Here is a 24,979-nt window from a genome sequence, read left to right on the forward strand (position 1 = left end):
CCCGCTTGCGATTGCCCCTATGGTTCCATGACAGGGCAGTCATGGAGTGCCCGAGCCCGGCAATCGGCCTGCGAAAGGATCCCCTCATCCCTGCCGTCCGTCCGTCCACCTGATGCACCGGGGCGGCGGCGATCCACAGGGTTTCTTTCCTTTTCCAGCTGCCTGCAGCCGTGCCATCGCCACCCTGCAGTATTCGGCCGAGATGTCGATGCCGATAAACCGTCGCCCGTTCCTGCAGGCAGCGAGCGTCGTCGTGCCTGCGCCGTTGAAGGGGTCAAGCACCAGATCCCCCCGGTACGAGAAGAGTTTCAGGAGCCGCCGCGGCAGCTCCTCCGGGAACATCGCCGGGTGCCCGTAGTCCTTCATCCGGGTCTCCGATGGGAACGACCAGCGGGCGATGACCCATTCCTTGAACTCGGCACCGGTGATATCGATGTCTCTCCGGTTCCCCGCTTTTTTGCGGGTCTCCTTTGCAAAGACCTCGATGAACTCCCAGGTGTATTTCAGGTACGGCATCGAGGGAGACTTCCAGCTTCCCCAGGCGGTGTACTTGGCGTTGTAGTTGTGCTTCTCCCAGAGTATCTCCGCCTTCCAGAGGAGCCCGAGATCCAGCAGCTGCCGCGATATCAGGTGGTGCGTCGGAACGTACTCCGAGAAGAGGGGCTGGATGTTCACGGCAATCCGGCCGCCGGGTTTCAAGACCCGGGCACACTCACGCCAGACGGCATCGAGCGCCGCGAAGTACTCGTTCCAGTCACGGGTGTCGCCGGAAGGGTCGCCGGCGTAACGGTGGCCGAAGTTGTAGGGCGGGGAGGTGACGACGAGGTCGATGCTCTCTGTGGGCAGGACCGGGAGCACTCCGGCGGCATCCCCGCAGATGACCGTATTGAGGTAGCGCCCGATACCGGGCGCCTGCCCATCCGCCTCTTCTCGGCGAAGTTTCTCCTGCCGCATGCCTCCCGGCTTCCTCCGGGGCACTATTCGCTGCAGGGGTCTTTAACCTGTGGGACGGGTCAGGCCGATTCAGAATGAGGTCTTCGGAATGATCAGAGATGCGGGCCGGTGCTCGCTGCTGCTCATGTAGCTGATCTTGCGCATCTGGCTCTTCCTGACGATGACGGGATGCTGTGCCGCCCGGTCGGCAAGGTACCCGAATGTCTTTCCACTCATACAGGAAACAGGGACGGGCGGCTATAAGATACCCGGGCGGGCGCGGTGCGAAAGTGAACGGCCGGGAGCGTCCGGCGGCTTTCCCTGCCGATCGGGACGCTGCCCCCCTGTGCAAGCGTTTATTGTATCGTTCGACAAATACATGAACCAGGTGCCATATGCTGGATATCAGGGATTTGTCGGTGCGCGTGGAAGATCGGGAGGTGCTCCACGGCATCAACCTTCAGATAGGGGGGGGAGAGACGCACGTCCTCATGGGGCCGAACGGCTCCGGGAAGAGCTCGCTCCTCATGACGATCATGGGATTCGGGAACTATTCCGTAACCAGCGGTTCAATACTTTTTAAGGGAACCGACATCACGCAGATGCCGATTCACGAACGGGCGGAGCTCGGCATCGGAATGCTCTTCCAGCGGCCTCCGGCGATCGCCGGACTGAAGCTCGGAAAACTGCTCACCGCCACGTCGCAGCTCGGCGGAGAGGCCGTTGAGGCACTGGCGCAGTCGGTCAATATGGAGGACTTTTTAACCCGGGATATCAACGTCGGCTTCTCCGGCGGTGAGATCAAGCGGAGCGAGGTGCTCCAGCTGAAAGTGCAGCAGCCCGAGTTCATCATGCTCGACGAGCCGGAGAGCGGCGTCGACCTCGAGAACATGGCGCTGATGGGCCGCGAGGTTGCACACCTTCTCGAGAAAGACGTCCACATCATCGACCGCCACCGGAGCGGGCTCATCATCACGCATACCGGGTACATCCTGGACTACGTGGACGCCGACCAGGGGCACGTGATGATCGACGGGCAGATCCGCTGCCATGGCAACCCCCGTGAAATCCTGAAAGTCGTTCAGGAAAAAGGCTACAAGGAGTGTCTCAGGTGCAAACAGATGTGAACGAGCTCGAACAGCTCAGCCAGAAGGATAAGGAACGGCTCGCCCTGACCGGCCTCGACCTCGAGATGACGAACCGCTGCGGCAGTTTCTTCCAGATCGACCAGGATGTCGTACATACCTCGTGTGCGGCAGAGGGGATCGAGATCCTGCCGATCGCCGTCGCCCTCGAGAAGTACGACTGGGTGAGCGACTACTGCTGGAAGGCCGTCCCGAAGGATAAGGACAAGTATACCGAGTATGTCGCGAAGCAGGAGATGCCGCAGGGCGTCGTCGTCATCGCCCACGAGGGCGCCCGGTCCGAGACGCCGTTGCAGGCCTGCCTCTTTCTGCGCCAGGAAAAGGTCCAGCACGTTCACAACATCGTCATCGCCCGGGAAGGATCCGAGATCCACCTCATCTCCGGGTGCGCGAGTTCTGCGCAGAAGGAGCATGGGGCACACCTCGGCGTCACCGAGATCTACGTCGGGAAGAACGCCAAAGTGACCTCCACGATGATCCACAACTGGAGCCCGGGGATCAGCGTCTTTCCGCGGAGCATGGCGATCGTCGAGGAGGGCGGCATCTTCCTCTCGAATTACGTCTGCATGCAGCCGGTCAAGAAGATCCAGATGTATCCGACCGCCCGGCTCGCCGGGAAAGGCGCCGTCGGCAGATTCAGCAGCATCGTCGTCGGGACGCCCGGCTCCCACCTCGACCTCGGGTCGCGTGCAATACTCGGGGCAGAGGGGACCAGCGCGGAACTGATCACCCGTGCCATCACCACCGGCGGCACCATCATCTCCCGCGGCCACGTCCTCGGCGAGACCGATAAGACCCGGGGGCATATCGAGTGCAAGGGTCTGATCCTCAAAGACGGCATCATTCACGCCATCCCGGAGATCGAGGGTCACCTGACCGGGACCGAGCTCTCGCACGAGGCGGCGGTCGGCAAGATCGCCCGGCACGAGATCGAGTACCTCATGTCTCGCGGGCTCAACGAGGAGGAGGCGACCGCAACCATTATACGCGGGTTCCTTGATGTTAAGATCAGCGGCCTCCCCGAGGTCCTGCAGAAGCAGATCGACGACGCCATCGACAAGGCAGAATCAGGTTTCTGACCCCGACGTGATGCCCCATGACCGACGCTGATCCCTACGCCGAGCTCCGCAACGAGATGGTCGAGCGGCAGATCCGGGCCCGGGGGATCAGCGACCCGCGAGTCCTCGCCGCCATGCGGAAGGTTCCGCGCCACCTTTTTGTCCCCCCCGCCTACGAGCGCTCCGCCTACCAGGATAGTCCGCTCCCCATAGGCGAGGGGCAGACGATATCCCAGCCGTACATCGTCGCCGTGATGACCGAACTCCTCGAACTCAACCCCGAGGATACGGTGCTCGAGGTCGGCACCGGCAGCGGCTACCAGGCGGCGATCCTCGCCGAACTCGCGGCCCGGGTCATCTCCATCGAGCGCCTCCCTTCCGTTGCAGAGAACGCCCGCGAGAATCTCGAGCGGGTGGGGGTCACCAACGTCGAGGTGACCGTCGGCGACGGGACGAAAGGTTATCCGGCAGAGGCTCCCTACGACGGCATCATCATCACCGCCGCAACCCCCTCGATCCCCGAGCCGCTCATCGATCAGCTGGCGGAGGGCGGACGCCTGGTTGCCCCGACCGGTGCCCGCGAGTTTCAGGAGCTCGTCCGGCTCGTCAGGCGCGATGGCGCCGTGGAGCGCACCAGTTTCGGCGGGGTCTGCTTCGTGCCGCTCATCGGTCAGTACGGATGGCATGGGGCTGAATAAACATGCAGTTCTTCGATGTCACCCGGCAGCTTGGGGAGGATACCCTCGTCTACCCGGGCGACCCGATTCCCCGGATGATCCGGGAGGATGCCGGAGACTCTCTCCTGACGGAGGTGCACCTCGGCACCCACACCGGGACGCATATCGATGCCCCCGCCCACTACCTGAAGAACGGTGCGACCGTCGATACGATCCCCCTCCCCCTGCTCATCGGCCCCGCACGCGTCATTGACCTCTGCCGTGTCCGGGGCGCGATCACACCCGCCGATCTCTCCGGGCGGTGCGAGGGGGCGGAGCGCCTCCTTATAAAGACCTGGTTTTCGGGGGAGGACGCGTTCGATCCCGGGTATCCCGCCCTCTCGGTCGAGGCTGCCCGGTACCTGACAGAGAACGGCATCATCTGCGTCGGGATGGATGCCCCGTCGATCGAGGCGTACGACGGCGACGGCTCCGTGCACCGGCACCTCCTCGAGCGCGACGTTGTCGTTCTGGAGCTGCTTGATCTCACCGGTGTGCCGGAGGGGGAGTATACGATGATTGCACTGCCCCTGCGGCTCCGGGGGCTCGACGGGTCACCGGCACGGGTGGTGCTCTGCGAGAAACCGAAATCCGGAGGTATATCATGAGTGTCATACAGGATGCAGTCAAAGAACTCGAGCAGCGGCTGCAGGACAGCGGCTGCGAGAGCGGAATCGTCACCCTCGGAGTAAACTACGAGGCTGAGAAGTGCCAGTACCCAAAGGGCGTCTGCATGGAGGCTGAATTCGGCGGAAGCAGCGGGGAGTTCATCACGACCGATCCCCTCCGGGCGAAGACCCGGGTCTCGTTCATGTTCGACGCTCCCCTGACCGACCCGAAACAGCGGGGAGCGGCCTGCGCCATTACGAATGCCGTCTCGGCGTTTCTCTGCATGGCCCGCAAGCTCCATGCGTGCACGCCCGATAATTACCGGGAGTGTCGCGCTGATCTTGCCAGGGTAATTGCCGGGAAGACGATCTACTGCGTCGGCCCGAACTATGTGGTTGAGGAGACGATGAAAGAGTACCTGACCGACGACCCTGCTGCGGCCGATATCTTCCTGGTCACCGGCCAGGGGCTGGTCTCGGACGAAGGCCTCTCCGTCATCGATGCTTGGCAGGGGAAGAAGCGGATGTTCTTCCTCGGCCCTTCGACCGCCGGAGTCTCCGCTCTCCTGGATCTGGAACACTGGTGCCCGTACGGGCGATGAATACTTTTTTCTAGGAATACGGGGTGATACAGCTCTATGCTTTTTGGCTCTTCGGGGATACGGCGGCAGTTCGATCGCGCTCTGGTCGATCTGGCGCTCAGGGTCGGCGCTGCGGTTGCCGCAGGTGCACCCGGGATTCTGATCGGTACCGATACCCGCACGACGAGCGGGCTGCTGTCACGCAGCGTCGCCGCGGGGATGCTCTCGGCAGGAGCGCGGGTCTCCTTCTGTGGGATCGCCCCGACACCGACGGTCGCGTTCGGGACACGGGACGTCGATGCCGGGTGCATGATCACTGCCTCGCACAATCCCGAGCAGTATAACGGAGTAAAACTCTTCAACCCCGACGGCTCCTCGTTCACGCTGAAGCAGCAGGCCGAGATAGAGCGGCTGGTGACGGATATTGCCTGGAACAACTGGACGGCACAGGGCAGCGTCTTTCCGACGGATGCTGTCGGCCCTCACCGGAAGGCCATTCTTGACGCCGTGAGCCTTTCGGGCGAGATCTCCGTGGTGCTCGACTGCGGCAACGGGGCAGGCTCCGTCATCTCCCCCGGGCTCCTCGCCGATGCCGGCGCCGCCGTGACCTGCCTGAACTGCAACGTCTCCGGAAGGTTCGCCCGCCCCTCCGAACCGCTCGAGGCGAACCTCCCCTACCTCGGGGAGATGGTGCGCAGGAAAGGTGCGGACTGTGCCGTCGTCCACGACGGCGATGCCGACCGGATGATGGCCTTCGACGAGAAAGGCCGCTACATCGACGGTGACCGTCTCCTGATGCTCTTCGCCCGGTATCTCGGCAGCGATAAGGTGGTGACGACGGTCGACGCCTCAATGGCGATCGAGGAGGTCGCCGAGGTGCACCGGACGCCTGTCGGCGACAGTTTCGTCTCCGAAGAGCTCCTCGCCTGGGGTGATTTCGGCGGCGAACCCTCCGGCAGCTGGATATTCCCGGGCCATTCCTGCTGTCCTGACGGGATCTATGCGGGAGCGCTCTTCTGCGAGATCGCGTCGGAGTGGAACGTTGCCGAAGAGATCGACCGGATGCCGCGGTACACCATCCTTCGTGAATCGTTCTCCGTCGACGCCCCCCGCGACATCCTCACGGCGCTCGGCGCAAAGGAGCCTACCCATGGGATTCGAGTCGCTGACGAAGACGGCTGGTGCCTCGTCCGTGCGAGCGGAACCGAACCGAAAGTCCGGATTACGGCAGAGGGGAAAACCCCCGAAAAATCAAAAGAAATGATTGAAAAAGGACGAGCACTCCTACAGGGAGGAAAACATTCGTAACGGGAGTTGTCAAGGATGCAGTGTGTAGTACTCGCAGCGGGAGAAGGCAAACGGATGCGCCCCCTGACTGCCCGGCGGCCGAAGGTAATGCTGCCGATCGCCAACCGCCCGATGATGGAGCATCTGGTCACGGCGGCCCGAGATGCCGGGATCACCGAGTTCGTCTTCGTCGTCGGCTACTGCGAGCGGGAGATCCGGAAGCACTTTGGGGAGGGCGAGCAGTTCGGCGTGACGATAACCTACGTCACCCAGCGCTACCAGCTCGGCACCGCCGACGCGCTGCGGACGGCCGCGGGGTTGATCACAGACCGGTTCCTCCTCTTAAACGGGGATATGATCCTCCGCCGGGACGATATCGCGGCTATCTGCCGGATGCCCGCTCCCTGCGTGGGCGTCTCGGGGACCGACCACCCGCAGGACTACGGTGTGGTGACGGTGGAGGACGGGCGGATCACCGCCCTTGAGGAGAAGTCCGAGCGGCCGAAGAGCAACCTCATCAACGCCGGGGCATACCTCTTCGACCCGGAGATCTTCGATCTCTTAAAGGGCGTCAAGATCTCGGGGCGCGGCGAACTCGAGCTGACCGACGCCCTCGAAGCCTATATCCGCACCGGTTCCCTCCGGGCATACACCCTCGGCTACTGGCTCGACGTCGGGCAGCCATGGGATCTCCTCGACGCCAATGCGGCTCTCCTCGAGGGTATGCAGCACGAGCAGCGCGGCACCGTCGAGGCGGGCGTCACCATTCCCGAAACCGTCACCGTCGGGGAGGGAACGGTGATCCGGGCGGGCACCTACATCGAGGGGTCCTGCGTCATCGGCGAGAACTGCACGATCGGGCCGCACGCCTACATCCGGGGCGCAACCTCGATCGGCGATAACTGCCATATCGGCCACGCGACGGAACTCAAGAACACCATTGTGATGGCCGGGACGAAGATCCCGCATTTCAACTACATCGGAGACTCGGTGATCGGCAGCGGGTGCAACTTCGGTGCGGGCACCAAGGTCGCCAACCTGCGCCACGACCACGGCACCGTCAAAGTCTGCGGAAAGAGCACGGGGCGCCGGAAGTTCGGTGCCATCATCGGCGACGGTGTCCAGTTCGGGATCAACTGCTCAGTCAACGTGGGAAGTCTGATCGGCAGCAATGCGAGGATCGCCCCGCACGCATGGGTGGAAGGCTGCATCGAGGACGAGACGGTGATCCGATGAGTCCCATGCAGGCAGTCATTCTTGCAGCAGGAGAGGGAAACCGCCTCCGTCCTCTTACGCGGAGTAGACCAAAAGCGATGATACCGGTCGCCAACCGGCCGATCATCGAGTACGTCATACACAGCCTCCTTGAGAACGGTATCCGCGACATCGTCGTTGTGGTGGGATACCGGAAAGAGTACGTCATCCGCTACTTAAACCAGCTCGATGTACCGATCCAGGTCGTGGTGCAGGAGCGGCAGCTCGGCACCGCCGACGCCCTACGGAGCGCCGAATCCGAGATCGCCGGAGACTTCCTCCTCCTTCCCGGCGACAATTACATCAGCCCGACATCCATTGCGCGGATAAAGACCGAGAGGAACGCGATGCTCTATACCGAGCACCCGAGTCCCTCGAACTTCGGCGTCGTGGTGATCAAGAACGGTTTTGTTGAGAAGATACTCGAAAAGCCTGAGGACGCCCCGACGTTCACCGTCAGCACCGGAGTCTTTTCCTTCACCCCTGATATCTTCGGCTACCTCCGGAGCAACGAGATCCCCGACGCCATCGCAGGCATGCTGGCAGACGGCGAGAAGATCCGGGCGATACCTGCCGAAGACTGGCAGGACGCGATCTACTCCTGGGATCTCCTGAAGATGAACGCCCGGATGCTGCGGGACCTTGCACCCGCGACCAGCGGCACCGTCAGCACGACCGCGTCCCTCCGCGGCCGGGTCAGGATCGGGAAGGGCACGACGATCGGGGAGAACACCGTCATCCAGGGTCCGGTGGTCATCGGTGAGGACTGCGAGATCGGGCCGAACGCCGTCATCATGCCGCAGACCAGCATCGCCTCAAGGGTGAAGATCGAGCCGTTCACCTACCTGAAGGACTCGCTGATCATGGACGACGTCACCGTCGGATCGCACTCCCGGATCGTCAGTGCTGTCTTCGGCCAGGGGTGCATCCTTGGCGACCACACAACGACCTACCCCAAAGAGGCCTTCTTTGAGGTCGGCGGCGGGGTGACAAAGTCGGAGTTCGGTGCGGTGCTCGGTGACGGTGTCCGGGCGGCTCCCTTCACAACATTTAAGAACTGCGTCGCCGGTAACAACGTCTCTATTGAAGAGGGGCGCGTCGTTGTCGGTCTCATCGAGGACAACACCAGGGTGATCTGAGATGTGCGGAATTGTGGGGTATATCGGGCGGCGAGAAGCCACCCCGCTCCTGATCCAGGGGCTTAAAAGGCTGGAATACCGTGGCTACGACTCGTTCGGCATCGCCACGGTCGGCAGCGAGATCGACGTCTTCAAAAAGCAGGGTCGGATCTCGGAGAGCGAGGCGGGCACCGTTGTGCTGGGCGGTTCGGTCGGCATCGGCCACACCCGCTGGGCGACGCACGGCGAACCGAACGACAGCAACGCCCACCCGCATACCGACTGCACCGGGCGGCTTGCTCTCGTCCACAACGGTGTGATCGAGAACTACATCGAGCTCAAAAAGCAGCTCCTGGAGCGCGGGCACATCTTCCGCTCCGAGACCGATACCGAGGTGATCGTCCACCTCCTCGAAGAGAACTTCACCGGCGATCTGCTGGAGGCGGTCAAAAAGACCGTCCCGCTCCTGGAGGGCTCCTACGCGATCCTTGCGGTATCCGCTCACGACGACCGGATCGTCGCCGCCCGTGACTGCAGCCCCCTGGTGCTCGGTATCGGCGACGGCGAGCTCTTTGCGGCATCGGACATGACGCCCCTCCTCGAGCACACCGAACGGATCATCTTCCTGGAAGATGGGGACATCGCCGAGATATCTCCAGAGCGTGTGGAAATCTATCACGACGGCGCGAAGGTGGAGCGGTCGGTCGAGCTCGTCAACTGGGGCATCGAGGACGCCAAGAAGGGCGGGTTCGCCCACTACATGCTCAAGGAGATCTTCGAGCAGCCGCAGGCCTTCTACGAGACGATCCGCGCCGGTATCAGCGATGCAGTGCAGGAGATGATCCGGGACGCCGAGGAGATCACCCTGGTCGCCTGCGGCACCTCCTACCACACGGCGCTGATCTTCAAGTATCTGGCAGAGCCTCTCTGCCGGATCCCGGTCAGGGTCGAGCTCGGGTCCGAGTTCAAGTACTACCCGCCGCCCCTCCGCGGCCTCGTCATCGCGGTCACCCAGTCGGGCGAGACCGCCGATACCATCGCCGCCCTGAAGATGGCCAAAGCCCACAACTGCCCGACACTCGCCATCACCAACGTGCAGGGGAGCACCGTCACCCGCATCGCCGATACGACCCTGATGATGCGCGCCGGCCCCGAGATCAGTGTCGCCGCGACCAAGTCGTACATTGCGCAGCTGGCAGCGCTGATGGAGATCGTGAACGTCCGTTGCGACGGAAAGTACGACGATTTGCTCCAGCACGCTCACCTGGCTATCGGTGAGGTGCTCCTGCAGGAGATGCAGGGTGCGGTCGCCCTCTGCCGGGAGGCGGAGCACGTCTTCTTCGTCGGACGCGGCCCGTTCTACCCGGTTTCAATGGAGGGGGCGCTGAAGATGAAGGAGATCAGTTATGTCCACGCGGAGGGCTACGCTGCCGGCGAGCTGAAGCACGGTCCCTTCGCCCTGCTGACACCCGAGACGCCGGTGGTGGCGATCTGCCCGCCCGGGTCGACCTACGGGGTGATGATCTCCAACATCAAAGAGATGAAGGCGCGGCGGGCGCCGATCATCGCGCTCGGGAAGAAGGGCGATACGGAACTCGCGGAGATCGTGGACATCTTCATCCCGATCCCGGACTCCGATCCGATGGTGCAGGTGCTCACCACCTCGGTCGCCCTGCAGCTCCTCTCCTACCATACCGCCTGCGCCCTCGCCCGGGACGTCGACAAACCACGAAACCTTGCAAAGAGCGTGACTGTTGAATGATTGAATACGGCAGAAATACTCTCGGCCCGGGGCACCGGATATTCGACCCGGTGACGATCGGGTTCCCGTCCCGGGAGCGGGTGGGGACGGATGACTATTCCGGCGCGGTCATCGGCAGGAACGCGACCCTCCGCTCAGGAACCATCATCTACTGCGATGTGACGATCGGCGATGATTTCCAGACCGGGCATAACGTCCTCGTCCGGGAGAAGACAACGATCGGTGATAGGGTCGCCATCGGCACGGCGGCTATCATCGAGGGGAGCGCGATCATCGGCGACGACGTCCGGCTCCAGAGCATGGTCTACATCCCGACCGACACCCGGATAGGGAACGGTGTCTTCATCGGCCCGAACACCGTGCTCACGAACGACCGGTACCCCCCGAGCGGTAAGATCCCGCTGGAAGGGCCGGTGCTGGAGGACGGAGCGGTCATCGGGGCGAATGTTACCATCGTTCCGGGGGTCACCATCGGCGAAGGTGCGTTCGTGGCTGCCGGTGCCGTCGTGACGAAGGACGTCCCGCCGCGGACGCTCGCGGTCGGGACGCCGGCGCGCTTCCGACCTCTTCCCCCCGAAGTGGAGCGGCGCTGATGTACGTCCCCGTTGCAAAGCCCTTCGTCGGGGAGGAGGAGATTGCGGCCGTCGCCGAGGTGATGCGCTCCGGGATGCTGGCACAGGGGGATGTGGTTGCAGAGTTCGAGTCGCGGTTCGCCGGCTACTGCGGCGCCGCCCATGGTGTTGCCGTAAACTCCGGGACGGCAGCGCTCCACGCCGCTCTGCTGGCGGCAGGTGTCGGCCCCGGCGACTCGGTCATCGTCCCGTCGTTTTCGTTCATCGCCACGGCGACCTGCGTCTCGATGTGCGGGGCGACGCCGATCTTCGTGGACGTCGACGAGCAGGCCTTCACCATCGACCCGGCCGCCGTCCGCGAGGCGATACGCCCGGACACAAAGGCGGTCGTCGGCGTCCACCTCTACGGCCAGCCCTTCGACGTCGCCGCTCTTGCCCGGATCTGCGACGAGGCCGATCTCCTCCTTGTCGAGGATGCGGCACAGGCGCACGGCGCCGCGTACCGGGGCCGGCGGGTCGGCAGCCTCGGCGACCTCGCCTGTTTTTCGTTCTACCCCACGAAGAACATGACCACCGGGGAGGGAGGCATGGTCACGACCAACGACGCAGACCTCGCAGAAAAGGTGCGGCTCTTCATCAACCACGGGCAGAGCCGGAAGTACCTGCACACCGCCATCGGCTACAACTACCGGCTGACCAACATCGGCGCCGCCGTCGGCCTCGTCCAGCTCGACCGGCTCGAGGGGTTCAACGAGCGGCGGATCCTGAACGCGGCGCGCCTCTACCGCTGCGCCGAGGAGAGCGGGCTTATCCCGCCCTACTGCCGCGGCGACGTCCGGCACGTCTACCACCAGTACGTCGTCCGCGTCCCGGACGATCTGACCCTCGACCGTGACGCGGTGATGCAGCACCTGCACGATGCTGGCGTCGGAACCGCCGTGCATTACCCGGTTCCGATCCACTGCCAGCCCGTGTACACGGCGGAGGCAAAAGGCTGCCGGTGCCCCGTCTCCGAACGGCTCGCCGCCTCGGTGCTGAGCCTGCCGGTTCACCCGCAGGTGACGGACGACGACCTCGATCATATCTGCTCCGCCCTCAGATCCCTCTAGATAAGACATGAAGATCCTACTCGTCTCGACCCAGGACTACATCCACCACCCCATCCCCTCGCGGCATCACAACATCTTCGAGGAGCTCGCCACCCGCCACGAGGTGCACGTCCCGCACTTCCACGTCAGCCGGGGGAAGGAGCGGGCGACCCGGCTCGTCGTGCACGAAGCGACGAAGTACCCGGTCGAAAGCCCGCTTCTCCACTATACGCTGAACGCCCCCTGCCACTACCGCGTCATCCGGGATATCATCCGCGACAACGAGATCGATGTGGTCGTCGGCGCCCACGTCCTCGCCGGGACAGCCATGATCCGTGCCGCGAAGAAGTACGACGTCCCGGTCGTCTTCGACCTGAAGGACTGGTTCCCCGACTCCGCGGCCGCCTACTACAGAAATCCGGCGCTGCAGTGGGCTCTCAAGAGTGGCGTCCTCGCGATCACCCGCTACAACCTCGACCGGAGCGACCTCGTCACGACGGTCTCCCCCGGGCTCGTCGCGAAGCTCGCCCGGTACGGGTACGAGCCGACGTTGATCACGAACGGGGTCAACACCGACCTCTTCCGGCCGATGGATCGGTGCACGATGCGCCCGGAGCTCGGCATCGACGACGATGCCTTCGTCCTCGGGTTTGCCGGTGCGGTCGAGCGCTGGTATGCCCTCGACGAGGTGATCCGGGCGTTCCCGGATATCCTCGCGATCCGCTCCGATGCGGTGCTGCTGATCGTCGGCGGCTCGCTCTTCACGGACTACTCGGAAGAACTCAAACGGCTCGCGGCGGAGCTCGGCATCGCCGATCGCGTCGTCTTCACCGGGGCGGTCGAATACCGCGAAATGCCGCAGTATATCGCGCCGATGGATCTCTGCACGATCCCCCTCTCCCCCCCGCAGTGGATCGACATCGCTCTGCCGAACAAGTACTTCGAGTATTCGGCCTGCGGAAAACCGATCCTCTCGACCCCCATCCCGGATATGATCCGGATGGGGGGAGACCACCTCTTCATCTACAAAAACCGTGAGGAATTCGTCCCGAAAGTCCGCGAGGTGCTGGAGGGGCCCGGCCGCTACGATATCAGGATCGCCGAACACAGCTGGCGGAATAAAGCACGGGAGTTTGAGGAAATATTCGAGAGAATTACGAGATCTGCCTGAATCCCGCCCTCTTTTAGCCTTCCCTGGTATTGTATAAGCCAACCTTATTAATGGTTTACAGAGAAACAGAAACGTGACAGAAGGAGGGTCTGATGGCTCTAGCAGAACTGAATAAATACCGGACATATGTCATTATCGGATTGCTCATCATCCTTTCGGCGTTTGCCCTCTGGATACGGGCGCTCTCCGCGGACCAGATGATCACCGCGGCCGGCGTCGATCTCCTGGGCAACGATCCCTGGTACAACCTCCGCCAGGTCGAGCAGATGGTTGCAAACTTCCCGGAGTACGCCTGGTTCGATGCAATGACCTACTTCCCGTACGGGGAGACGATCTACTGGGGGCCGCTCTTCATCTCCATCATCTCGACGCTCTCTCTCCTGGCCGGTGCGGCGACGCGGCCCGAGATCATGGTCGTGGCGTCCTGGGTGCCGCCGCTGATGGCCGCCGCGATGGTGCCGGTCATGTACGGGATCGGTGCGAAGATGGCGGACTGGAAGACCGGCCTGCTCTCGGCCGGGTTCATCGCCGTCGTCTCAGGGGCATACCTCTACCGGTCGCTCTTCGGCTTCGTCGACCACCATATCGCTGAGGTGCTCTTCTCCACCCTCTTCGTCCTGGCCTATATCGTCGCTATCGGGGCGGTGCGGAGCAAAGACTTCGATATCCGGCATTTTGAAACCCTCAAGGCTCCCGCCGTTGCCGCAGTCCTCGCCGGTATCGCCTACCTGCTCGGGCTCTACACGATGCCGACGATGGTCCTCTTCGCCCTGATCGTCGCCATCTTCACCCTGGTGCAGTTCGTCTGGGACTACTACCGCGGCAGGACGAGCGAGTACCTGGTCTTTCTGAACCTGGTCGTCTTCGGCGTGGCGATCCTCGGGATGTTCGTCGTCGGGATCCAGCACGCGGGGCTGAGCCTCTCCCAGTACTCGATCATGCACGTCATCGCCTATCTCGCCGTGATCCTAGGGACGTTCCTCCTCTACGGTCTTGCAGCCTACCTGCAGGGCAAGCCGAAGTACCTCTACCCGGCATCCCTCGTCGGCATCGCCGTCCTTGCGTTTGCCGTCGTCGCCGTTGCCCTGCCCGATTTCTTCGCCATCATCATGGGAAGTATCGCCGGGTTCTTCGGCTCTGAAGCGATCACGACGACCGTGCAGGAGGCACGAGCCTGGAGCTTCACCGATGCCGTGACGACCTTCCACTGGGGGCTTCTGCTGCTGGCCGGCGGGTTTGTCACCCTCATCTATCGGAACTGGCGTGAAGAGCACCCTGCACAGATATTCGTCCTCATCTGGTCGGCGGTGATCCTCTACTCGACGATTGCGCACGTCAGGTACGAGTACTACCTCGCCGCCAACATCGCCCTGCTCGCGGCCATATTCATCGGGTTCGTCCTGGATGCCGGGTGGGGTGATATCCGCCGCCTCTTCGGCAATTTGGGCGAGCAGGTCGCCGAGAAGCCCGATGCCGCGGATGAAAATTCCCCCGAACCGGGCAAGAAGAAAAAGAAAGGGGCGGCAAAGCAGCAGAAGCCGAAGGCCGCAGCAAAGCATCAGCCCGACTTCCTGAAGGTCGGTATGGTTGCCGTGGTCGTCGTCGTCGGCCTCGTCTTTGCCGGACAGTCGCTGACGACCGACATGGCGCTCTCGTCGAGCGTGTACCTGACCGGTATGGACTCGCAGTGGCAGGAGTCCTTGGAGTGGTTCGGGGCGAATACGCCCGAGACCGGCGTTGACTACTACGCCATCTACGACCAGACCGCCTACACCTACCCGGACGAAGCCTACGGCGTGATGTCCTGGTGGGACTACGGCCACTGGATAACGTTCATCTCCAAGCGGATCCCGAACGCAAATCCGTTCCAGCGCGGTGTCATCGGACCCAACGGGGCGGGCGTCTACTTCACCACCACCTCCGAAGAGACGGCGAACGTCATTCTGGATACCCTGGGCACCCGCTACGTCATCACCGATATCCAGATGGATACCGGCAAGTTCCACGCCATGGCCACCTGGGCGAACGCGACGGTCGGCAACACGCCCTTCGAGCCGTACTTCCTTGTCCCGGCGGAGGCCGGTTCGACCTCCTACAACCAGGTCCCCCTGCGCACTCAGGACTACTACGAGACGACGGTCTCCCGCCTCCACAACTTCGACGGCTCCATGACCGATCCCTCGTCCGCCATCTACGTCGAGTACCGCGAAGGCGGAGTCTCCGGCTCGTCGCTTCCGGTGGTCACCCGTGCCGAGCGGATGGCGGCGTCCGACGCCCTGGCGGCGGCGGAGCAGTATAACCGGAACGCTGCCGCCGGCACCCGCGCCGGTGTCTTCAACGACTACAATGCGATCTATGCGCCGGTCGAGCGCGTCCCGGCCCTGCAGCACTACCGGCTCGTCCACGAGTCGCCGCAGAACGTCTTCTCCGGCGGCGCCAGCGTGCCGGATATCAAGTACGTGAAGATCTTCGAGTACGTTCCGGGTGCGAAGATCCGTGGCGAGGGCGTCATTGAGGTGCCGATCGTCACCAACACCGGCCGGACGTTTACGTACCGCCAGGAGAGTGCCAGCGGCGAGTTCGTCGTTCCGTACGCCACGACCGATGGTTCGGGCGAGGTTACGGCGACCGGACCCTACCAGATCGCGGGTACGGCGCTGATCTTCGACGTCACCGAAGACGATATTGCGCAGGGCAGGTATATCAACTGAAGTGCGATGAGGTGCTCGGTAGTCTCCGGGGATGTGTTTGCCCGACACGATATGGAGCGCCATGCGGAGTCGAGTACCCGTCTCCGGACGATCACCTCCTCTCTTCCCGGTGGTCTGCGGTGGCGCGATCCTGCCCGTGCATCCGTCGAGGACCTTGAACGCGTCCACCGGCCGCAGCACGTCCGGTGGATCCGCGAATTCGCCAGCGGAACCTGGTACCTGGACGCCAACACGTATATCACCGGCAATTCGTTCGAGGTCGCTTCATACGCCGCAGGCTCTTCCTGCCTGGCGGCGGAGCGGGCGCTCGACGCCGAGCACTCTTTTGCCCTGGTTCGCCCGCCCGGTCACCACGCCGAACCCGACCGGGCGATGGGGTTCTGCATCTTCAACAACGCCGCGGTCGCGGCCGCAAAGCTGCTCGCGTCCGTCGACCGCGTCGCGATCCTCGACTGGGACCTGCACCACGGCAATGGCACGCAGTCGATCTTTTACAACAGCGACCGCGTCCTCTACTGCTCGGTTCACGAGGCGGACAGTTTCCCGAAGACCGGCTGGATCGACGAGATCGGCACCGGCGCCGGCCGTGGGTATACCCTCAACGCCCCGCTCCGGCCCGGGTCACATCTCGCCGACTACCTTCTCGTCTTCCGGGAGGTCTTCATCCCGGCGATCACCCGGTTCAAGCCCGACCTGCTGATCGTCTCGGCCGGGCAGGACGCCCTCATCGACGACGGGCACGGTCGGATGCTGCTCGCTCCCATCGACTATCAGGTGCTGGCCGGGCTTCTCGCCGACTCTGTCGACACCGCCCTCGCGCTCGTTCTGGAGGGGGGCTACGGCCCTTCGCAGGGAGAGGCGGTCGCCGATATCATTCGTGCCCTGCAGGGGCACCGGATCGATCCTGCCGACTGCTGCACCGCTGAGGCGCAGCGCTCGACCGGGGAGATCGTCAGAATCCTGAAAAAAGTGCGATTTTATTAGGCAGGGCGGTCGGTGCGGCGCCGGTCTTTGTCCATATAGGAGACCTCGAAACCGGGGATGACGATCCGCACGACCGGTACCGCCGTCCTCGAGAGGTCGCAGACGCAGACGCGATCGGTATGCGCACCGACCTCTGCGAGTGTCCGGCGGATATCCTCGTCGAAGTACTGCGTGCTGATATCGGGGACGTCCGTGATCTCGATCGCGTCGGCGTCGGCGAACCACATCCGGTTGATCCGCTTGAGTCGATCGTAGCCTGCTCTTCGCAGGAACTCCTCCCGCTGCGGGTCGGAGCGGCCTCCCTGCAGGTAGCTCCCCCTGCTCTGCGCGACCTCGGTGATCGCCCGGAGCGCGGCGATCTCGGGGCAGGTGTGCGTCCCGGACCCGATCACGAGCATCCCCGGGTCGCGGGTGACGGTATCGTCCGCCGCTGCTGCGACGGTCGGGATACCGGTCTTCCCCTCGAGCAGCCAGAGGTGGATCGAAACACCGTTCTCCTCGAACCGGTCGATCACCTCGCGGGCCGGGCAGTCGTGCTCAATGGTAAGGCGCCGGCCGAGGGAGCGTTTCTCTTCGGCGAGGCTTAAGTCCGCCCGTTCGATCACCTCGAGGATGCCGTGCAGGATCGCCTCTTCCATGACGTTCCCGGAGGCAAGTCCGTTCGTGTCGCTCCGGAAGAGCGGCATCGCCATCCCAAGGCTGTCGTAGGGATGGAAGACGGCGTTGCTCGGGACAAAGACCTCTTCGTCGCTGAGGATGTCCCAGGAGGGTGTCCAGTGGATCTTCTCATCCTGCCCGATCCGGCGGGGAAGGAGGAGGTCTTCGGGGTCGACGGCCCGGTGGATTCCCAGCTCTTCGTACGTCGAATACTCCATCGGATCGCCGTGATACTCACTCGAGTAGCGTTCGAGCGCCTCCATCATGGCGGAGACCTCGGCGTGGATCGGCTCTTTTCCTTTCCCTGCGTGCACCCGGGCGGCTCCCGGGGCCGCTTTCGGGCGGACGGCGGAGAAGACCGGGATGCCGAGGCGGTCGAGGTGCGTGATATCGACGACCTCGGTGACACCGATCCGATCCATCAGGGGAGCGATGTCGGCGTGTGTCTCTTCCGGAGACTTATACCGGTGCGTACCGTCGAAATACTGCTTCTTAACCTGCCGGATCGTGCACTTCATCATACAAGATCAGTGCAGGCGATGATTTATACTTTGGCAGATGCTACCCTACATTCATGAACGCTGATGAGATTGCGGTCGGTATGCCGGTGCGCTACCCCAGGACAGGAACGTCGGGGACGGTCGTCGCGATCGAGGAGGTCGACGGTGAGGTCTATGCCGAACTCGACAGTACGCACCTCCTCTACCGGCTCGACCAGCTCGTCGGTCTCGGGCAGGCGGCGGGCACCGGCCAGAAGGAAGAGAAGGAACGGGATGTCGAGAGTTACCTCGAGAAGGAGAAGAAGTTTGCAGAGAACCTCAAAGATGCCTGGTTTGCCACCGACCAGAGCTGTGAGGGCGGCGGTTAATCCTCGATCGGGATCGTCGTCAGTTTGACCGATTCCACTCCTTTCTGCGCCATCAGTTTTTCTGCGATGTTCTTAAGTTCCGTCCCGTCGCCCCGTATCAGGATAACCTCGAGACATTTGTTATGCGTTACGTGTGAGTGGAGCGATGCCTGGATTATATTCGCATAGTCGTGCTGGATCTCGGTAAGTGTCTGCAGAAGTCCGCGATGATCGTGGTCGTAGACCATGGTGACGACCCCCTGCCGCTCGCCCTTGACGTCGGAGATCCATTGGTAGTGTGTGATATAACTCCGGATCGAGTCCCGTATCCCCTCAGAACGGGATGAATATCCTCGAAGTTTCAGAATATCATCGAATTTATCGAGCAGGTTCTTCGGGAGCGAGATCCCGATGCGTGAAAGTTCTGTCTCACTTGTCATACTCTCGTCAATGTTTCATTATAAGTACATGATGTTTAATATTTCTCTCGTTACCGGGTACTTTTTTCATACGAAGTATGCTTTGTTGACCGGCACCATCCCTGCCCGGACCTGGCGGAACCCTTCTTTGGCGCTGTCCGTTCCGCCATCTTCCGGAACCGCAGCCGTTGGCATTCTCCGGTGCCCGGAGGCGGTGATATATAAAAGCCCGGGCACCCGGGTGAAGAAGCGGCAGGAACCGTGGGAGTATGAACGGCTTGCTGCAGAGCCGATTCGTCGGGACGGCTCACTGCTGGTGATGTCATACAAAGGGCAGAAACGAACGTTTCGCGGGTGCTCCTGCACCCCCACTGATTATGTATAAGTAGTGTCACCATATATAGAGTAAGGAGGTTCGGGTAGTTTTGCGTGATGTATACGTTCCTGGTGTCAATATCGGGCTTGTCGGTCATGTCGATCATGGCAAGACCACGCTTGTCAGTTCGCTGACAGGGGTATGGACGGACAGGCATAGTGAAGAGATCAAACGGGGTATCTCCATCCGACTCGGGTACGCCGATACCACGTTCTACCGGTGCGCGGGGTGCGAAGGCTCCGATGCGTACACGAGCGGTCCTGAGTGTCCGGAGTGCGGTGCGAAGGCCGAGGCGTTCCGGACGGTCTCGTTCGTCGACGCCCCCGGCCACGAGACACTGATGGCGACGATGCTCTCCGGGTCGGCGCTGATGGACGGCGCGATGCTGGTCATCGCCGCCAACGAGGCCTGTCCGCAGCCGCAGACCAAAGAGCACCTGATGGCGCTCGAGCTGATCGGGATACAGAATATTGTCATCGTGCAGAACAAGATCGACGTGGTCACGCAGGCGGAAGCCCTGAAGCACTACCAGCAGATAAAAGATTTCGTCAGGGGCACCATTGCGGAGAATGCCCCCATCATACCGGTCTCGGCGCAGAAGGGGATCAATATCGGTGCACTGATCATGGCGCTCGACGAGACGATCCCGGAGCCGGAGCGGAATCCCGAGGACGAGCCGATCATGCTCGTCGCCCGATCCTTCGATATCAATAAGCCGGGCTGCAACTGGCGCGAGGTGAAGGGCGGCGTCGTCGGCGGTTCCCTGACGCGAGGGCTCTTCAAGGAAGGCGACGACATGGAGATCCGCCCCGGCCGTTCGGTGCAGGTCGAGAACCGGACGAAGTGGGAACCGATCACCACGAAGATCACCTCCATCAACGCGGGATCGAACAAGGTGATCGAGGCCACCCCCGGCGGGCTGCTCGGGATCGCGACGAAACTCGATCCGGCGCTGACAAAGAGCGATGCGCTTGCCGGTCAGGTGGCCGGGCACGTCGGCAAGCTTCCGCCGGTCTGGGACCGGATGAAGTTTGAGGTGACCCTGATGGACCGCGTCGTCGGTTCGGACAGCGAGCAGCTCATCGAGCCGCTGAAGCACAAAGAGCCCCTGATGCTCTCGGTCGGCACCGCCGTGACCGTCGGTGTCGTGGTGAACGCCAAGAAGAATGTGGTCGAGGTGCTGCTCAAGCGTCCGGTCTGCGCCGAGATCGGTGCACGGATCGCTATCAGCCGGCAGGTGGGCGGACGATGGCGGCTGATCGGGATGGGAGTCCTGACCGAGTGAAGGTGCTGCTCGACGCCAACGCGCTGATGATGCCCGCCCAGTTCGGCGTCGATATCTACGAAGAACTCAGCCTCCTCTTCGGTGACTATGAGGCAATAACCCTCGAAGATGTGGTTGGCGAGCTCGCGGGGCTCACCCGCGGCCGCGGCAGGGATGCGGCGGCTGCGCGTGTCGGTCTTGCGATGGCAGAGCGCTCCCGCGTCCTCCCGAGCGGGAGTCTGCGCCGCTCCGTCGACGAACGGGTCGCTGAGTTTGCAGAGCGCGAGGGCTGCGTCGTCGTCACCAACGACCGGCACCTGCGCAATGCCCTGCTTGACCGGGGCATTGATGTCGTATCGATGAGAAAACAGAAGAAGCTGGAATTGATCCGGGGATAAGATACAATGTATTACAAAATGACGCTCGAGGACAAGGTGCGGGTCCCCCCAAACCGCCTCGGTGAGGATCTTGAGAAGGTTATCCTTGACGTGCTGCAGGAGCAGCTCGAAGGGAGCATCACCAAGGAGATCGGCATCTACATCGCCGTAACGAAGGTGCTGAATATCGGCCAGGGAGAACTGATCCCGGGCGACGGGGCGATCTACTACGACGTCCGGTTCGAGGCGCTGGTGCTCCGCCTCGCCCTGCAGGAGGTCATCGAGGGGCAGGTCGTGGAGACGACCGGGTTCGGCGCGTTCGTCAGCCTCGGGCCTATCGACGCGATGCTGCACGTCAGCCAGATCTCCGACGATTATATCAGCTACGACGAGAAGAACGCCCGGCTGATCTGTCAGGAGTCGAAGCGCTACATCGCGGTCGGCGACGGCATCCGGGCGCGGGTCGTCGCGCTCTCCTTAAACGAGCGGGAGCCGCGGGAGAGTAAAATCGGCCTGACGATGCGCCAGTCCGGCCTCGGCACCGGGCGCTGGCTGGAAGAGGAGCTCGAGCGGGAGAAGGAACGAGGTGCGGCCCATGGTGGTGCGTAAAAAGCAGGTGCATGTCTGCCGTGAGTGTCACCGGGTCGTCGACGGCGAGGCCTGCGTGATCTGCGGCACGTCCAACCTGAGCGAAGACTGGGCCGGGTATCTGGTGATCATCGATCCCGAGCGTTCCGAGATCGCCAGGAAGATGAACATCACTATGGCCGGCCGGTACGCCCTGAAGGTCCGCTGATGCTCCGGCTCCCCGCCGAGCACAGGGACTGTTTCAAGCGGCCGTTCGGGACGCTGTACCCGGACATCCCTGCGCTTCTCCCCGTTCTCGAAGGCCGCCCGGTCTATGTCGTCGGGGACGTGGTCACCGAGAACATCCTGAAGGCAGGGATAACGCCCCAGATCGCGATCATCGACGGCTACACGATGCGCTCGCCGGTGAACCGCTCTCCGCTCCTCCGGAGCCGTCGGGCGACGGCATGGAACCCGGCCGGGACGATCACGCCCGAGCTGATAGCGGCGATCGAAGAGGCGGTGGCCGATCCCCCCCGCCTGATCATCGTCGACGGCGAGGAGGACCTCGCGGTGATCCCGCTGGTCATTGCGGCTCAGCCGGGAGCGGTCGTCCTCTACGGCCAGCCCTGCGAGGGGGTTATCCTGCGGATCGTCGATGCGGAGGCGAAAGAGAGAGCAGAATTTCTTTTCTCCCTCTTCGTCGAAGAGTAGCCCTCCGGGGCACTATGTTTTATATGAATCTGTCAACAATAATTGAGGGATATTGATGGACTTTGCATTTACCCGTGATGAGAGGAACAAACTGTTAAACCGGAGGGAGGTCGCGTTCACCCTCACCTTTGAGGGGGCGACCCCGTCCCGGCAGAACATCCAGAGCAAGATCGCTGCACTCCTGAACCAGAAGGAGGATCTTGTGGTGCTGGATTCTCTGAAGACCAGTTTCGGAAAGATGGAAGTGACCGGCGTCGCCCGTATCTACGACGACGAAGAGAGCAAACAGCGCACCGAGCGCGAGTACCTGGTCAAGCGCGGGAAGGCCGCGGAAGAGAGTGAGGCCTGAACATGGCGGTCAAGCGCAGCGGATGCTACAGCGTCGAGGGTGACCGCGCGGTCCTGCAGAAGCGGCATTGCCCCCGGTGCGGGCCCGGTGTCCTGATGGCTGAGCACGGCGATCGCAGTGCATGCGGCAAGTGCGGTTACACCGAGTTCAAGAAGTGAGCATGCCCGGGGCGCGCAGGCGCCCTACCGGGACCCGGGTGTGCCCGAATATTTTTCGACGGGTCATCTGACCAGAGCACCCGGATTCCGATACGTTTTCCCGCTATACGAGGAGAAGTTACTGTTCTATGCCTGAATCGATACCGCCGTCCGGGCAGGTGCTGGGGCTCGAGGGCACCGCGTGGAACGTCAGCGCCGCTCTTTTCGACGACGACCTTGTGGCGCTCCATTCTGCACCCTACTCCCCCCCGACCGGAGGGATTCACCCGCGCGAGGCGGCGCAGCACCATGCGTCGGTGATGAAGGACGTCATCGCCCGGGTTCTGCCGGAAGCAGAACAGGTCCGCGCCGTTGCGTTTTCGCAGGGGCCTGGACTCGGGCCGTGCCTGCGCACCGTGGCGACGGCCGCCCGGGCGCTCGCCCTCGCGCTCGACGTCCCGCTCGTCGGGGTGAATCACTGCGTCGCGCATGTGGAGATCGGCAGGTGGGCGACCGGCTTTGCCGACCCGATCGTGCTCTACGCGAGCGGGGCGAACACCCAGGTCATCGGCTACCTGAACGGCAGGTACCGGATCTTCGGGGAGACGCTGGATATCGGGATCGGCAACGGCCTTGACAAGTTCGCCCGGAGCCACGATCTTCCGCACCCGGGCGGGCCCGTCGTCGAGCGGCTCGCCCGCGAAGGGAGCTACCTCGAACTGCCCTACACGGTCAAGGGGATGGACCTCGCCTTCTCGGGGCTGATCAGCGCCGCGCAGGAGAGCAGTTCCCCGCTCGAGGATGTCTGTCACGGCCTGCAGGAGACGGCGTTTGCGATGTGCGTCGAGGTGACGGAGCGCGCGCTCGCCCATGCCGGGAAGGACGAGGTGCTGCTGGTCGGCGGTGTCGGCGCGAACGCACGCCTCCAGGAGATGCTCCGGGAGATGTGCGAGGACCGCGGGGCGGCCTTCGCGGTGCCGGAGCGAACCTATCTTGGTGACAACGGGGCGATGATCGCCTACACCGGCAGGATCATGCTGGAAGCGGGGGTGACCCTCCCGCTAGCCGAGTCGCAGGTCCGTCCCGGGTACCGGGTTGACGAGGTGGAGGTCGCTTGGCGCTCCGATCTGGGCGAGGCCGTCCGGGGAGAGCCGCTCGAAGGCGGCCGGGCGCAGGGGGCAGAAGCGGTCGTCGAGGAGGCGGGCGAGTTCATCGTCAAGCGCCGGGTCGGCAAACGCTACCGGAACGAAGCCCTCGATCGCCGGCTGATCATCGAGCGGACGCGGGCGGAGAGCCGGCTCCTTGCGGCCGCCCGGCGGGCCGGGGTGGCGACCCCGGTTATCCGGGAGATCACCGCTGATACCATCCTGATGGAGCGAATCAAGGGTGACGTGCTGAAGTACGCGATGACGGAGGAGAACCTCGCGCGTGCAGGCGTCGCCGTCGGGAGGCTGCACGCCGCCGGGATCGTGCACGGCGATCTCACCACGAGCAACATGATCGTGCGGGATGGCCAGTGCGTGCTGATCGACTTCGGGCTGGCACACGTTTCGTCCGAGCTCGAGAGCCGCGGGGTCGATCTTCACGTCCTCTTCCAGACGCTGGAGAGCACCTCCGACTCCTTCGCGGCGCTCCGGGAGGCCTTCGTCGAGGGGTATGCCGAGGCCTTTCCGGGTGCAGAGGAGGCGCTCGCCCGGGAGCGCGAGGTGGAGATGCGGGGGAGGTACCTATGAGGAGCCTGACCGTCGTCACCGGAAACCCGGGCAAGGCGCGTGAGGTTGCCTCCTACTTTGCGGGCATCCTCGAGGTGGGGCACGTCGCCTGCGATCTGCCGGAGCTGCGTGACAACGACATCGGGACGATCGCCCGCGAGAAGGCCCGGTGCGCCTACGAGATGCTGAATGCGCCGCTGATCGTCGACGACACCGGGTTTTTTGTCGATGCCCTCGCCGGGTTTCCGGGGCCATACGCGGCCTATGTCCAGGATACCATCGGCAACGTGGGCATCCTCAAACTGATGGAGGGGGCGCGTGACCGGAGCGCCCACTTCGAGACGGCGATCGCCTACGCGGACGATGCCGGCATCCGGATCTTCCGCGGCATCCTTCCCGGGACGATCGCCTCATCGCCGCGGGGTGTGGAGGGGTTCGGCTACGACCCGATCTTTGAGCACGATGGCCGGACGCTCGCGGAGATCCCGCTCGCAGAGAAGAGCAGAATCTCCCACCGTGGCCGGGCGCTTGCGGCGCTGCGGGAGTGGCTGATCTGCCAGAACGATTAAGAG

The 24,979-nt window shown here is 63.2% G+C and carries 28 protein-coding genes; 24 read left to right on the plus strand and 4 right to left on the minus strand.

Features of this window, described 5'->3' with window-relative positions; translation table 11 throughout:
• Positions 1-84: 84 nt before the first annotated feature.
• Together FGU65_RS09225 and FGU65_RS09230 are read right to left on the minus strand one after the other, a co-directional pair.
• On the minus strand, positions 85-954 hold the full coding sequence (locus FGU65_RS09225) for a DNA-methyltransferase (RefSeq protein ID WP_301664162.1): 870 nt from the start codon (positions 952-954) through the stop codon (positions 85-87).
• A gap of 69 nt (positions 955-1,023) precedes the next feature.
• Positions 1,024-1,170, minus strand: a complete 147-nt coding sequence (locus tag FGU65_RS09230; RefSeq protein ID WP_301664163.1) for a hypothetical protein — start codon at positions 1,168-1,170, stop codon at positions 1,024-1,026.
• 158 nt (positions 1,171-1,328) lie between these two features.
• Here FGU65_RS09230 and FGU65_RS09235 point away from each other — a divergent pair, with 158 nt between their 5' ends.
• The 14 genes from FGU65_RS09235 (at position 1,329) to FGU65_RS09300 (ending at position 16,988) form a co-directional block, all read left to right on the plus strand.
• The gene (locus FGU65_RS09235) at positions 1,329-2,060 is read left to right on the plus strand and encodes an ABC transporter ATP-binding protein (RefSeq protein WP_301664164.1); all 732 of its coding nucleotides are present in this window, start codon (positions 1,329-1,331) and stop codon (positions 2,058-2,060) included.
• Positions 2,057-3,157: a SufB/SufD family protein gene (locus FGU65_RS09240; RefSeq protein ID WP_301664165.1), complete on the plus strand. Its 1,101-nt coding sequence runs from the start codon at positions 2,057-2,059 to the stop codon at positions 3,155-3,157. The genes FGU65_RS09235 and FGU65_RS09240 overlap by 4 nt, the downstream gene beginning before the upstream one ends.
• 17 nt (positions 3,158-3,174) lie before the next feature.
• Complete coding sequence (locus FGU65_RS09245; RefSeq protein ID WP_301664166.1) at positions 3,175-3,834, plus strand: protein-L-isoaspartate(D-aspartate) O-methyltransferase; 660 nt, start codon at positions 3,175-3,177, stop codon at positions 3,832-3,834.
• Positions 3,835-3,836: 2 nt separating this feature from the next.
• A complete protein-coding gene (locus tag FGU65_RS09250) occupies positions 3,837-4,460 on the plus strand; it encodes a cyclase family protein (RefSeq protein WP_301664167.1) in 624 nt (207 codons plus the stop codon).
• On the plus strand, positions 4,457-5,062 hold the full coding sequence (locus FGU65_RS09255; protein WP_301664168.1) for a hypothetical protein: 606 nt from the start codon (positions 4,457-4,459) through the stop codon (positions 5,060-5,062). Before FGU65_RS09250 ends, FGU65_RS09255 begins: the two co-directional genes overlap by 4 nt.
• Before the next feature lie 36 nt (positions 5,063-5,098).
• The gene (locus FGU65_RS09260; protein ID WP_301664169.1) at positions 5,099-6,349 is read left to right on the plus strand and encodes a phosphopentomutase/phosphoglucosamine mutase; all 1,251 of its coding nucleotides are present in this window, start codon (positions 5,099-5,101) and stop codon (positions 6,347-6,349) included.
• Between the two features lie 15 nt (positions 6,350-6,364).
• A complete protein-coding gene (gene glmU / locus FGU65_RS09265; protein WP_301664170.1) occupies positions 6,365-7,564 on the plus strand; it encodes a bifunctional sugar-1-phosphate nucleotidylyltransferase/acetyltransferase in 1,200 nt (399 codons plus the stop codon).
• Positions 7,561-8,721: a bifunctional sugar-1-phosphate nucleotidylyltransferase/acetyltransferase gene (gene glmU, locus FGU65_RS09270; protein ID WP_367652373.1), complete on the plus strand. Its 1,161-nt coding sequence runs from the start codon at positions 7,561-7,563 to the stop codon at positions 8,719-8,721. The genes glmU (FGU65_RS09265) and glmU (FGU65_RS09270) overlap by 4 nt, the downstream gene beginning before the upstream one ends.
• Position 8,722: 1 nt before the next feature.
• Positions 8,723-10,462, plus strand: a complete 1,740-nt coding sequence (gene glmS, locus FGU65_RS09275; RefSeq protein ID WP_301664171.1) for a glutamine--fructose-6-phosphate transaminase (isomerizing) — start codon at positions 8,723-8,725, stop codon at positions 10,460-10,462.
• On the plus strand, positions 10,459-11,055 hold the full coding sequence (locus FGU65_RS09280) for an N-acetyltransferase (RefSeq protein ID WP_301664172.1): 597 nt from the start codon (positions 10,459-10,461) through the stop codon (positions 11,053-11,055). The genes glmS and FGU65_RS09280 overlap by 4 nt, the downstream gene beginning before the upstream one ends.
• A complete protein-coding gene (locus tag FGU65_RS09285; RefSeq protein WP_301664173.1) occupies positions 11,055-12,143 on the plus strand; it encodes a DegT/DnrJ/EryC1/StrS family aminotransferase in 1,089 nt (362 codons plus the stop codon). The genes FGU65_RS09280 and FGU65_RS09285 overlap by 1 nt, the downstream gene beginning before the upstream one ends.
• Before the next feature lie 7 nt (positions 12,144-12,150).
• Positions 12,151-13,293, plus strand: coding sequence for a glycosyltransferase (locus FGU65_RS09290; RefSeq protein WP_301664174.1), 1,143 nt, complete (start codon positions 12,151-12,153; stop codon positions 13,291-13,293).
• A gap of 92 nt (positions 13,294-13,385) precedes the next feature.
• The gene (locus FGU65_RS09295; RefSeq protein WP_301664175.1) at positions 13,386-16,004 is read left to right on the plus strand and encodes an oligosaccharyl transferase, archaeosortase A system-associated; all 2,619 of its coding nucleotides are present in this window, start codon (positions 13,386-13,388) and stop codon (positions 16,002-16,004) included.
• A gap of 6 nt (positions 16,005-16,010) precedes the next feature.
• On the plus strand, positions 16,011-16,988 hold the full coding sequence (locus FGU65_RS09300) for a histone deacetylase family protein (protein ID WP_301664176.1): 978 nt from the start codon (positions 16,011-16,013) through the stop codon (positions 16,986-16,988).
• Here the strand turns inward: FGU65_RS09300 and FGU65_RS09305 are convergent.
• Positions 16,985-18,163 (minus strand): YcaO-related McrA-glycine thioamidation protein, encoded by a 1,179-nt coding sequence (locus FGU65_RS09305; protein ID WP_301664177.1) that lies wholly within the window; start codon positions 18,161-18,163, stop codon positions 16,985-16,987. The genes FGU65_RS09300 and FGU65_RS09305 overlap by 4 nt on opposite strands.
• 56 nt (positions 18,164-18,219) lie before the next feature.
• On the opposite strand from FGU65_RS09305, the gene FGU65_RS09310 reads away from it, so the two are divergent.
• Positions 18,220-18,513, plus strand: coding sequence for a DUF2098 domain-containing protein (locus FGU65_RS09310; RefSeq protein WP_301664178.1), 294 nt, complete (start codon positions 18,220-18,222; stop codon positions 18,511-18,513).
• Here FGU65_RS09310 and nikR read toward each other — a convergent pair.
• On the minus strand, positions 18,510-18,932 hold the full coding sequence (nikR, locus tag FGU65_RS09315) for a nickel-responsive transcriptional regulator NikR (protein WP_301664179.1): 423 nt from the start codon (positions 18,930-18,932) through the stop codon (positions 18,510-18,512). The genes FGU65_RS09310 and nikR overlap by 4 nt on opposite strands.
• 404 nt (positions 18,933-19,336) lie before the next feature.
• On the opposite strand from nikR, the gene FGU65_RS09320 reads away from it, so the two are divergent.
• The 9 genes from FGU65_RS09320 to rdgB all read left to right on the plus strand — a co-directional run bounded on the left by FGU65_RS09320 (position 19,337) and on the right by rdgB (position 24,976).
• Positions 19,337-20,572: a translation initiation factor IF-2 subunit gamma gene (locus FGU65_RS09320; RefSeq protein WP_301664180.1), complete on the plus strand. Its 1,236-nt coding sequence runs from the start codon at positions 19,337-19,339 to the stop codon at positions 20,570-20,572.
• Entirely contained in the window at positions 20,536-20,949 is a 414-nt protein-coding gene (locus tag FGU65_RS09325; protein ID WP_301664181.1) for a type II toxin-antitoxin system VapC family toxin, read from the plus strand. The genes FGU65_RS09320 and FGU65_RS09325 overlap by 37 nt, the downstream gene beginning before the upstream one ends.
• A 6-nt stretch (positions 20,950-20,955) precedes the next feature.
• Entirely contained in the window at positions 20,956-21,537 is a 582-nt protein-coding gene (locus FGU65_RS09330; RefSeq protein ID WP_301664182.1) for a DNA-directed RNA polymerase, read from the plus strand.
• The gene (spt4, locus tag FGU65_RS09335; protein ID WP_301664183.1) at positions 21,524-21,724 is read left to right on the plus strand and encodes a transcription elongation factor subunit Spt4; all 201 of its coding nucleotides are present in this window, start codon (positions 21,524-21,526) and stop codon (positions 21,722-21,724) included. The genes FGU65_RS09330 and spt4 overlap by 14 nt, the downstream gene beginning before the upstream one ends.
• Positions 21,724-22,209: a GTP-dependent dephospho-CoA kinase family protein gene (locus tag FGU65_RS09340; protein WP_301664184.1), complete on the plus strand. Its 486-nt coding sequence runs from the start codon at positions 21,724-21,726 to the stop codon at positions 22,207-22,209. Before spt4 ends, FGU65_RS09340 begins: the two co-directional genes overlap by 1 nt.
• A 55-nt stretch (positions 22,210-22,264) precedes the next feature.
• Entirely contained in the window at positions 22,265-22,558 is a 294-nt protein-coding gene (locus tag FGU65_RS09345; protein WP_301664185.1) for a 30S ribosomal protein S24e, read from the plus strand.
• Positions 22,559-22,560: 2 nt separating this feature from the next.
• Complete coding sequence (locus tag FGU65_RS09350; protein WP_301664186.1) at positions 22,561-22,716, plus strand: 30S ribosomal protein S27ae; 156 nt, start codon at positions 22,561-22,563, stop codon at positions 22,714-22,716.
• A gap of 128 nt (positions 22,717-22,844) precedes the next feature.
• On the plus strand, positions 22,845-24,428 hold the full coding sequence (locus tag FGU65_RS09355; RefSeq protein WP_301664187.1) for a bifunctional N(6)-L-threonylcarbamoyladenine synthase/serine/threonine protein kinase: 1,584 nt from the start codon (positions 22,845-22,847) through the stop codon (positions 24,426-24,428).
• Positions 24,425-24,976 carry an RdgB/HAM1 family non-canonical purine NTP pyrophosphatase gene (rdgB, locus tag FGU65_RS09360; protein ID WP_301664188.1) on the plus strand — a complete coding sequence of 184 codons (552 nt, stop codon included), beginning with the start codon at positions 24,425-24,427 and terminating at the stop codon, positions 24,974-24,976. The genes FGU65_RS09355 and rdgB overlap by 4 nt, the downstream gene beginning before the upstream one ends.
• The last annotated feature ends 3 nt before the right edge of the window (positions 24,977-24,979 follow it).

The sequence above is a fragment of the Methanoculleus frigidifontis genome (assembly GCF_030464345.1).
Classification (GTDB): Archaea; Halobacteriota; Methanomicrobia; order Methanomicrobiales; family Methanoculleaceae; genus Methanoculleus_A; species Methanoculleus_A frigidifontis.

Coding starts and splice junctions, on each gene's coding strand:
- FGU65_RS09225 (WP_301664162.1), bottom strand. CDS start 954: ATGCGGCAGGAGAAACTTCGCCGAGAAGAGGCGGATGGGCAGGCGCCC.
- FGU65_RS09230 (WP_301664163.1), bottom strand. CDS start 1,170: ATGAGTGGAAAGACATTCGGGTACCTTGCCGACCGGGCGGCACAGCAT.
- FGU65_RS09235 (WP_301664164.1), top strand. CDS start 1,329: ATGCTGGATATCAGGGATTTGTCGGTGCGCGTGGAAGATCGGGAGGTG.
- FGU65_RS09245 (WP_301664166.1), top strand. CDS start 3,175: ATGACCGACGCTGATCCCTACGCCGAGCTCCGCAACGAGATGGTCGAG.
- FGU65_RS09250 (WP_301664167.1), top strand. CDS start 3,837: ATGCAGTTCTTCGATGTCACCCGGCAGCTTGGGGAGGATACCCTCGTC.
- FGU65_RS09255 (WP_301664168.1), top strand. CDS start 4,457: ATGAGTGTCATACAGGATGCAGTCAAAGAACTCGAGCAGCGGCTGCAG.
- FGU65_RS09260 (WP_301664169.1), top strand. CDS start 5,099: ATGCTTTTTGGCTCTTCGGGGATACGGCGGCAGTTCGATCGCGCTCTG.
- glmU (WP_301664170.1), top strand. CDS start 6,365: ATGCAGTGTGTAGTACTCGCAGCGGGAGAAGGCAAACGGATGCGCCCC.
- glmU (WP_367652373.1), top strand. CDS start 7,561: ATGAGTCCCATGCAGGCAGTCATTCTTGCAGCAGGAGAGGGAAACCGC.
- glmS (WP_301664171.1), top strand. CDS start 8,723: ATGTGCGGAATTGTGGGGTATATCGGGCGGCGAGAAGCCACCCCGCTC.
- FGU65_RS09280 (WP_301664172.1), top strand. CDS start 10,459: ATGATTGAATACGGCAGAAATACTCTCGGCCCGGGGCACCGGATATTC.
- FGU65_RS09285 (WP_301664173.1), top strand. CDS start 11,055: ATGTACGTCCCCGTTGCAAAGCCCTTCGTCGGGGAGGAGGAGATTGCG.
- FGU65_RS09290 (WP_301664174.1), top strand. CDS start 12,151: ATGAAGATCCTACTCGTCTCGACCCAGGACTACATCCACCACCCCATC.
- FGU65_RS09295 (WP_301664175.1), top strand. CDS start 13,386: ATGGCTCTAGCAGAACTGAATAAATACCGGACATATGTCATTATCGGA.
- FGU65_RS09300 (WP_301664176.1), top strand. CDS start 16,011: ATGAGGTGCTCGGTAGTCTCCGGGGATGTGTTTGCCCGACACGATATG.
- FGU65_RS09305 (WP_301664177.1), bottom strand. CDS start 18,163: ATGAAGTGCACGATCCGGCAGGTTAAGAAGCAGTATTTCGACGGTACG.
- FGU65_RS09310 (WP_301664178.1), top strand. CDS start 18,220: ATGAACGCTGATGAGATTGCGGTCGGTATGCCGGTGCGCTACCCCAGG.
- nikR (WP_301664179.1), bottom strand. CDS start 18,932: ATGACAAGTGAGACAGAACTTTCACGCATCGGGATCTCGCTCCCGAAG.
- FGU65_RS09325 (WP_301664181.1), top strand. CDS start 20,536: ATGGCGGCTGATCGGGATGGGAGTCCTGACCGAGTGAAGGTGCTGCTC.
- FGU65_RS09330 (WP_301664182.1), top strand. CDS start 20,956: ATGTATTACAAAATGACGCTCGAGGACAAGGTGCGGGTCCCCCCAAAC.
- spt4 (WP_301664183.1), top strand. CDS start 21,524: ATGGTGGTGCGTAAAAAGCAGGTGCATGTCTGCCGTGAGTGTCACCGG.
- FGU65_RS09340 (WP_301664184.1), top strand. CDS start 21,724: ATGCTCCGGCTCCCCGCCGAGCACAGGGACTGTTTCAAGCGGCCGTTC.
- FGU65_RS09345 (WP_301664185.1), top strand. CDS start 22,265: ATGGACTTTGCATTTACCCGTGATGAGAGGAACAAACTGTTAAACCGG.
- FGU65_RS09350 (WP_301664186.1), top strand. CDS start 22,561: ATGGCGGTCAAGCGCAGCGGATGCTACAGCGTCGAGGGTGACCGCGCG.
- FGU65_RS09355 (WP_301664187.1), top strand. CDS start 22,845: ATGCCTGAATCGATACCGCCGTCCGGGCAGGTGCTGGGGCTCGAGGGC.
- rdgB (WP_301664188.1), top strand. CDS start 24,425: ATGAGGAGCCTGACCGTCGTCACCGGAAACCCGGGCAAGGCGCGTGAG.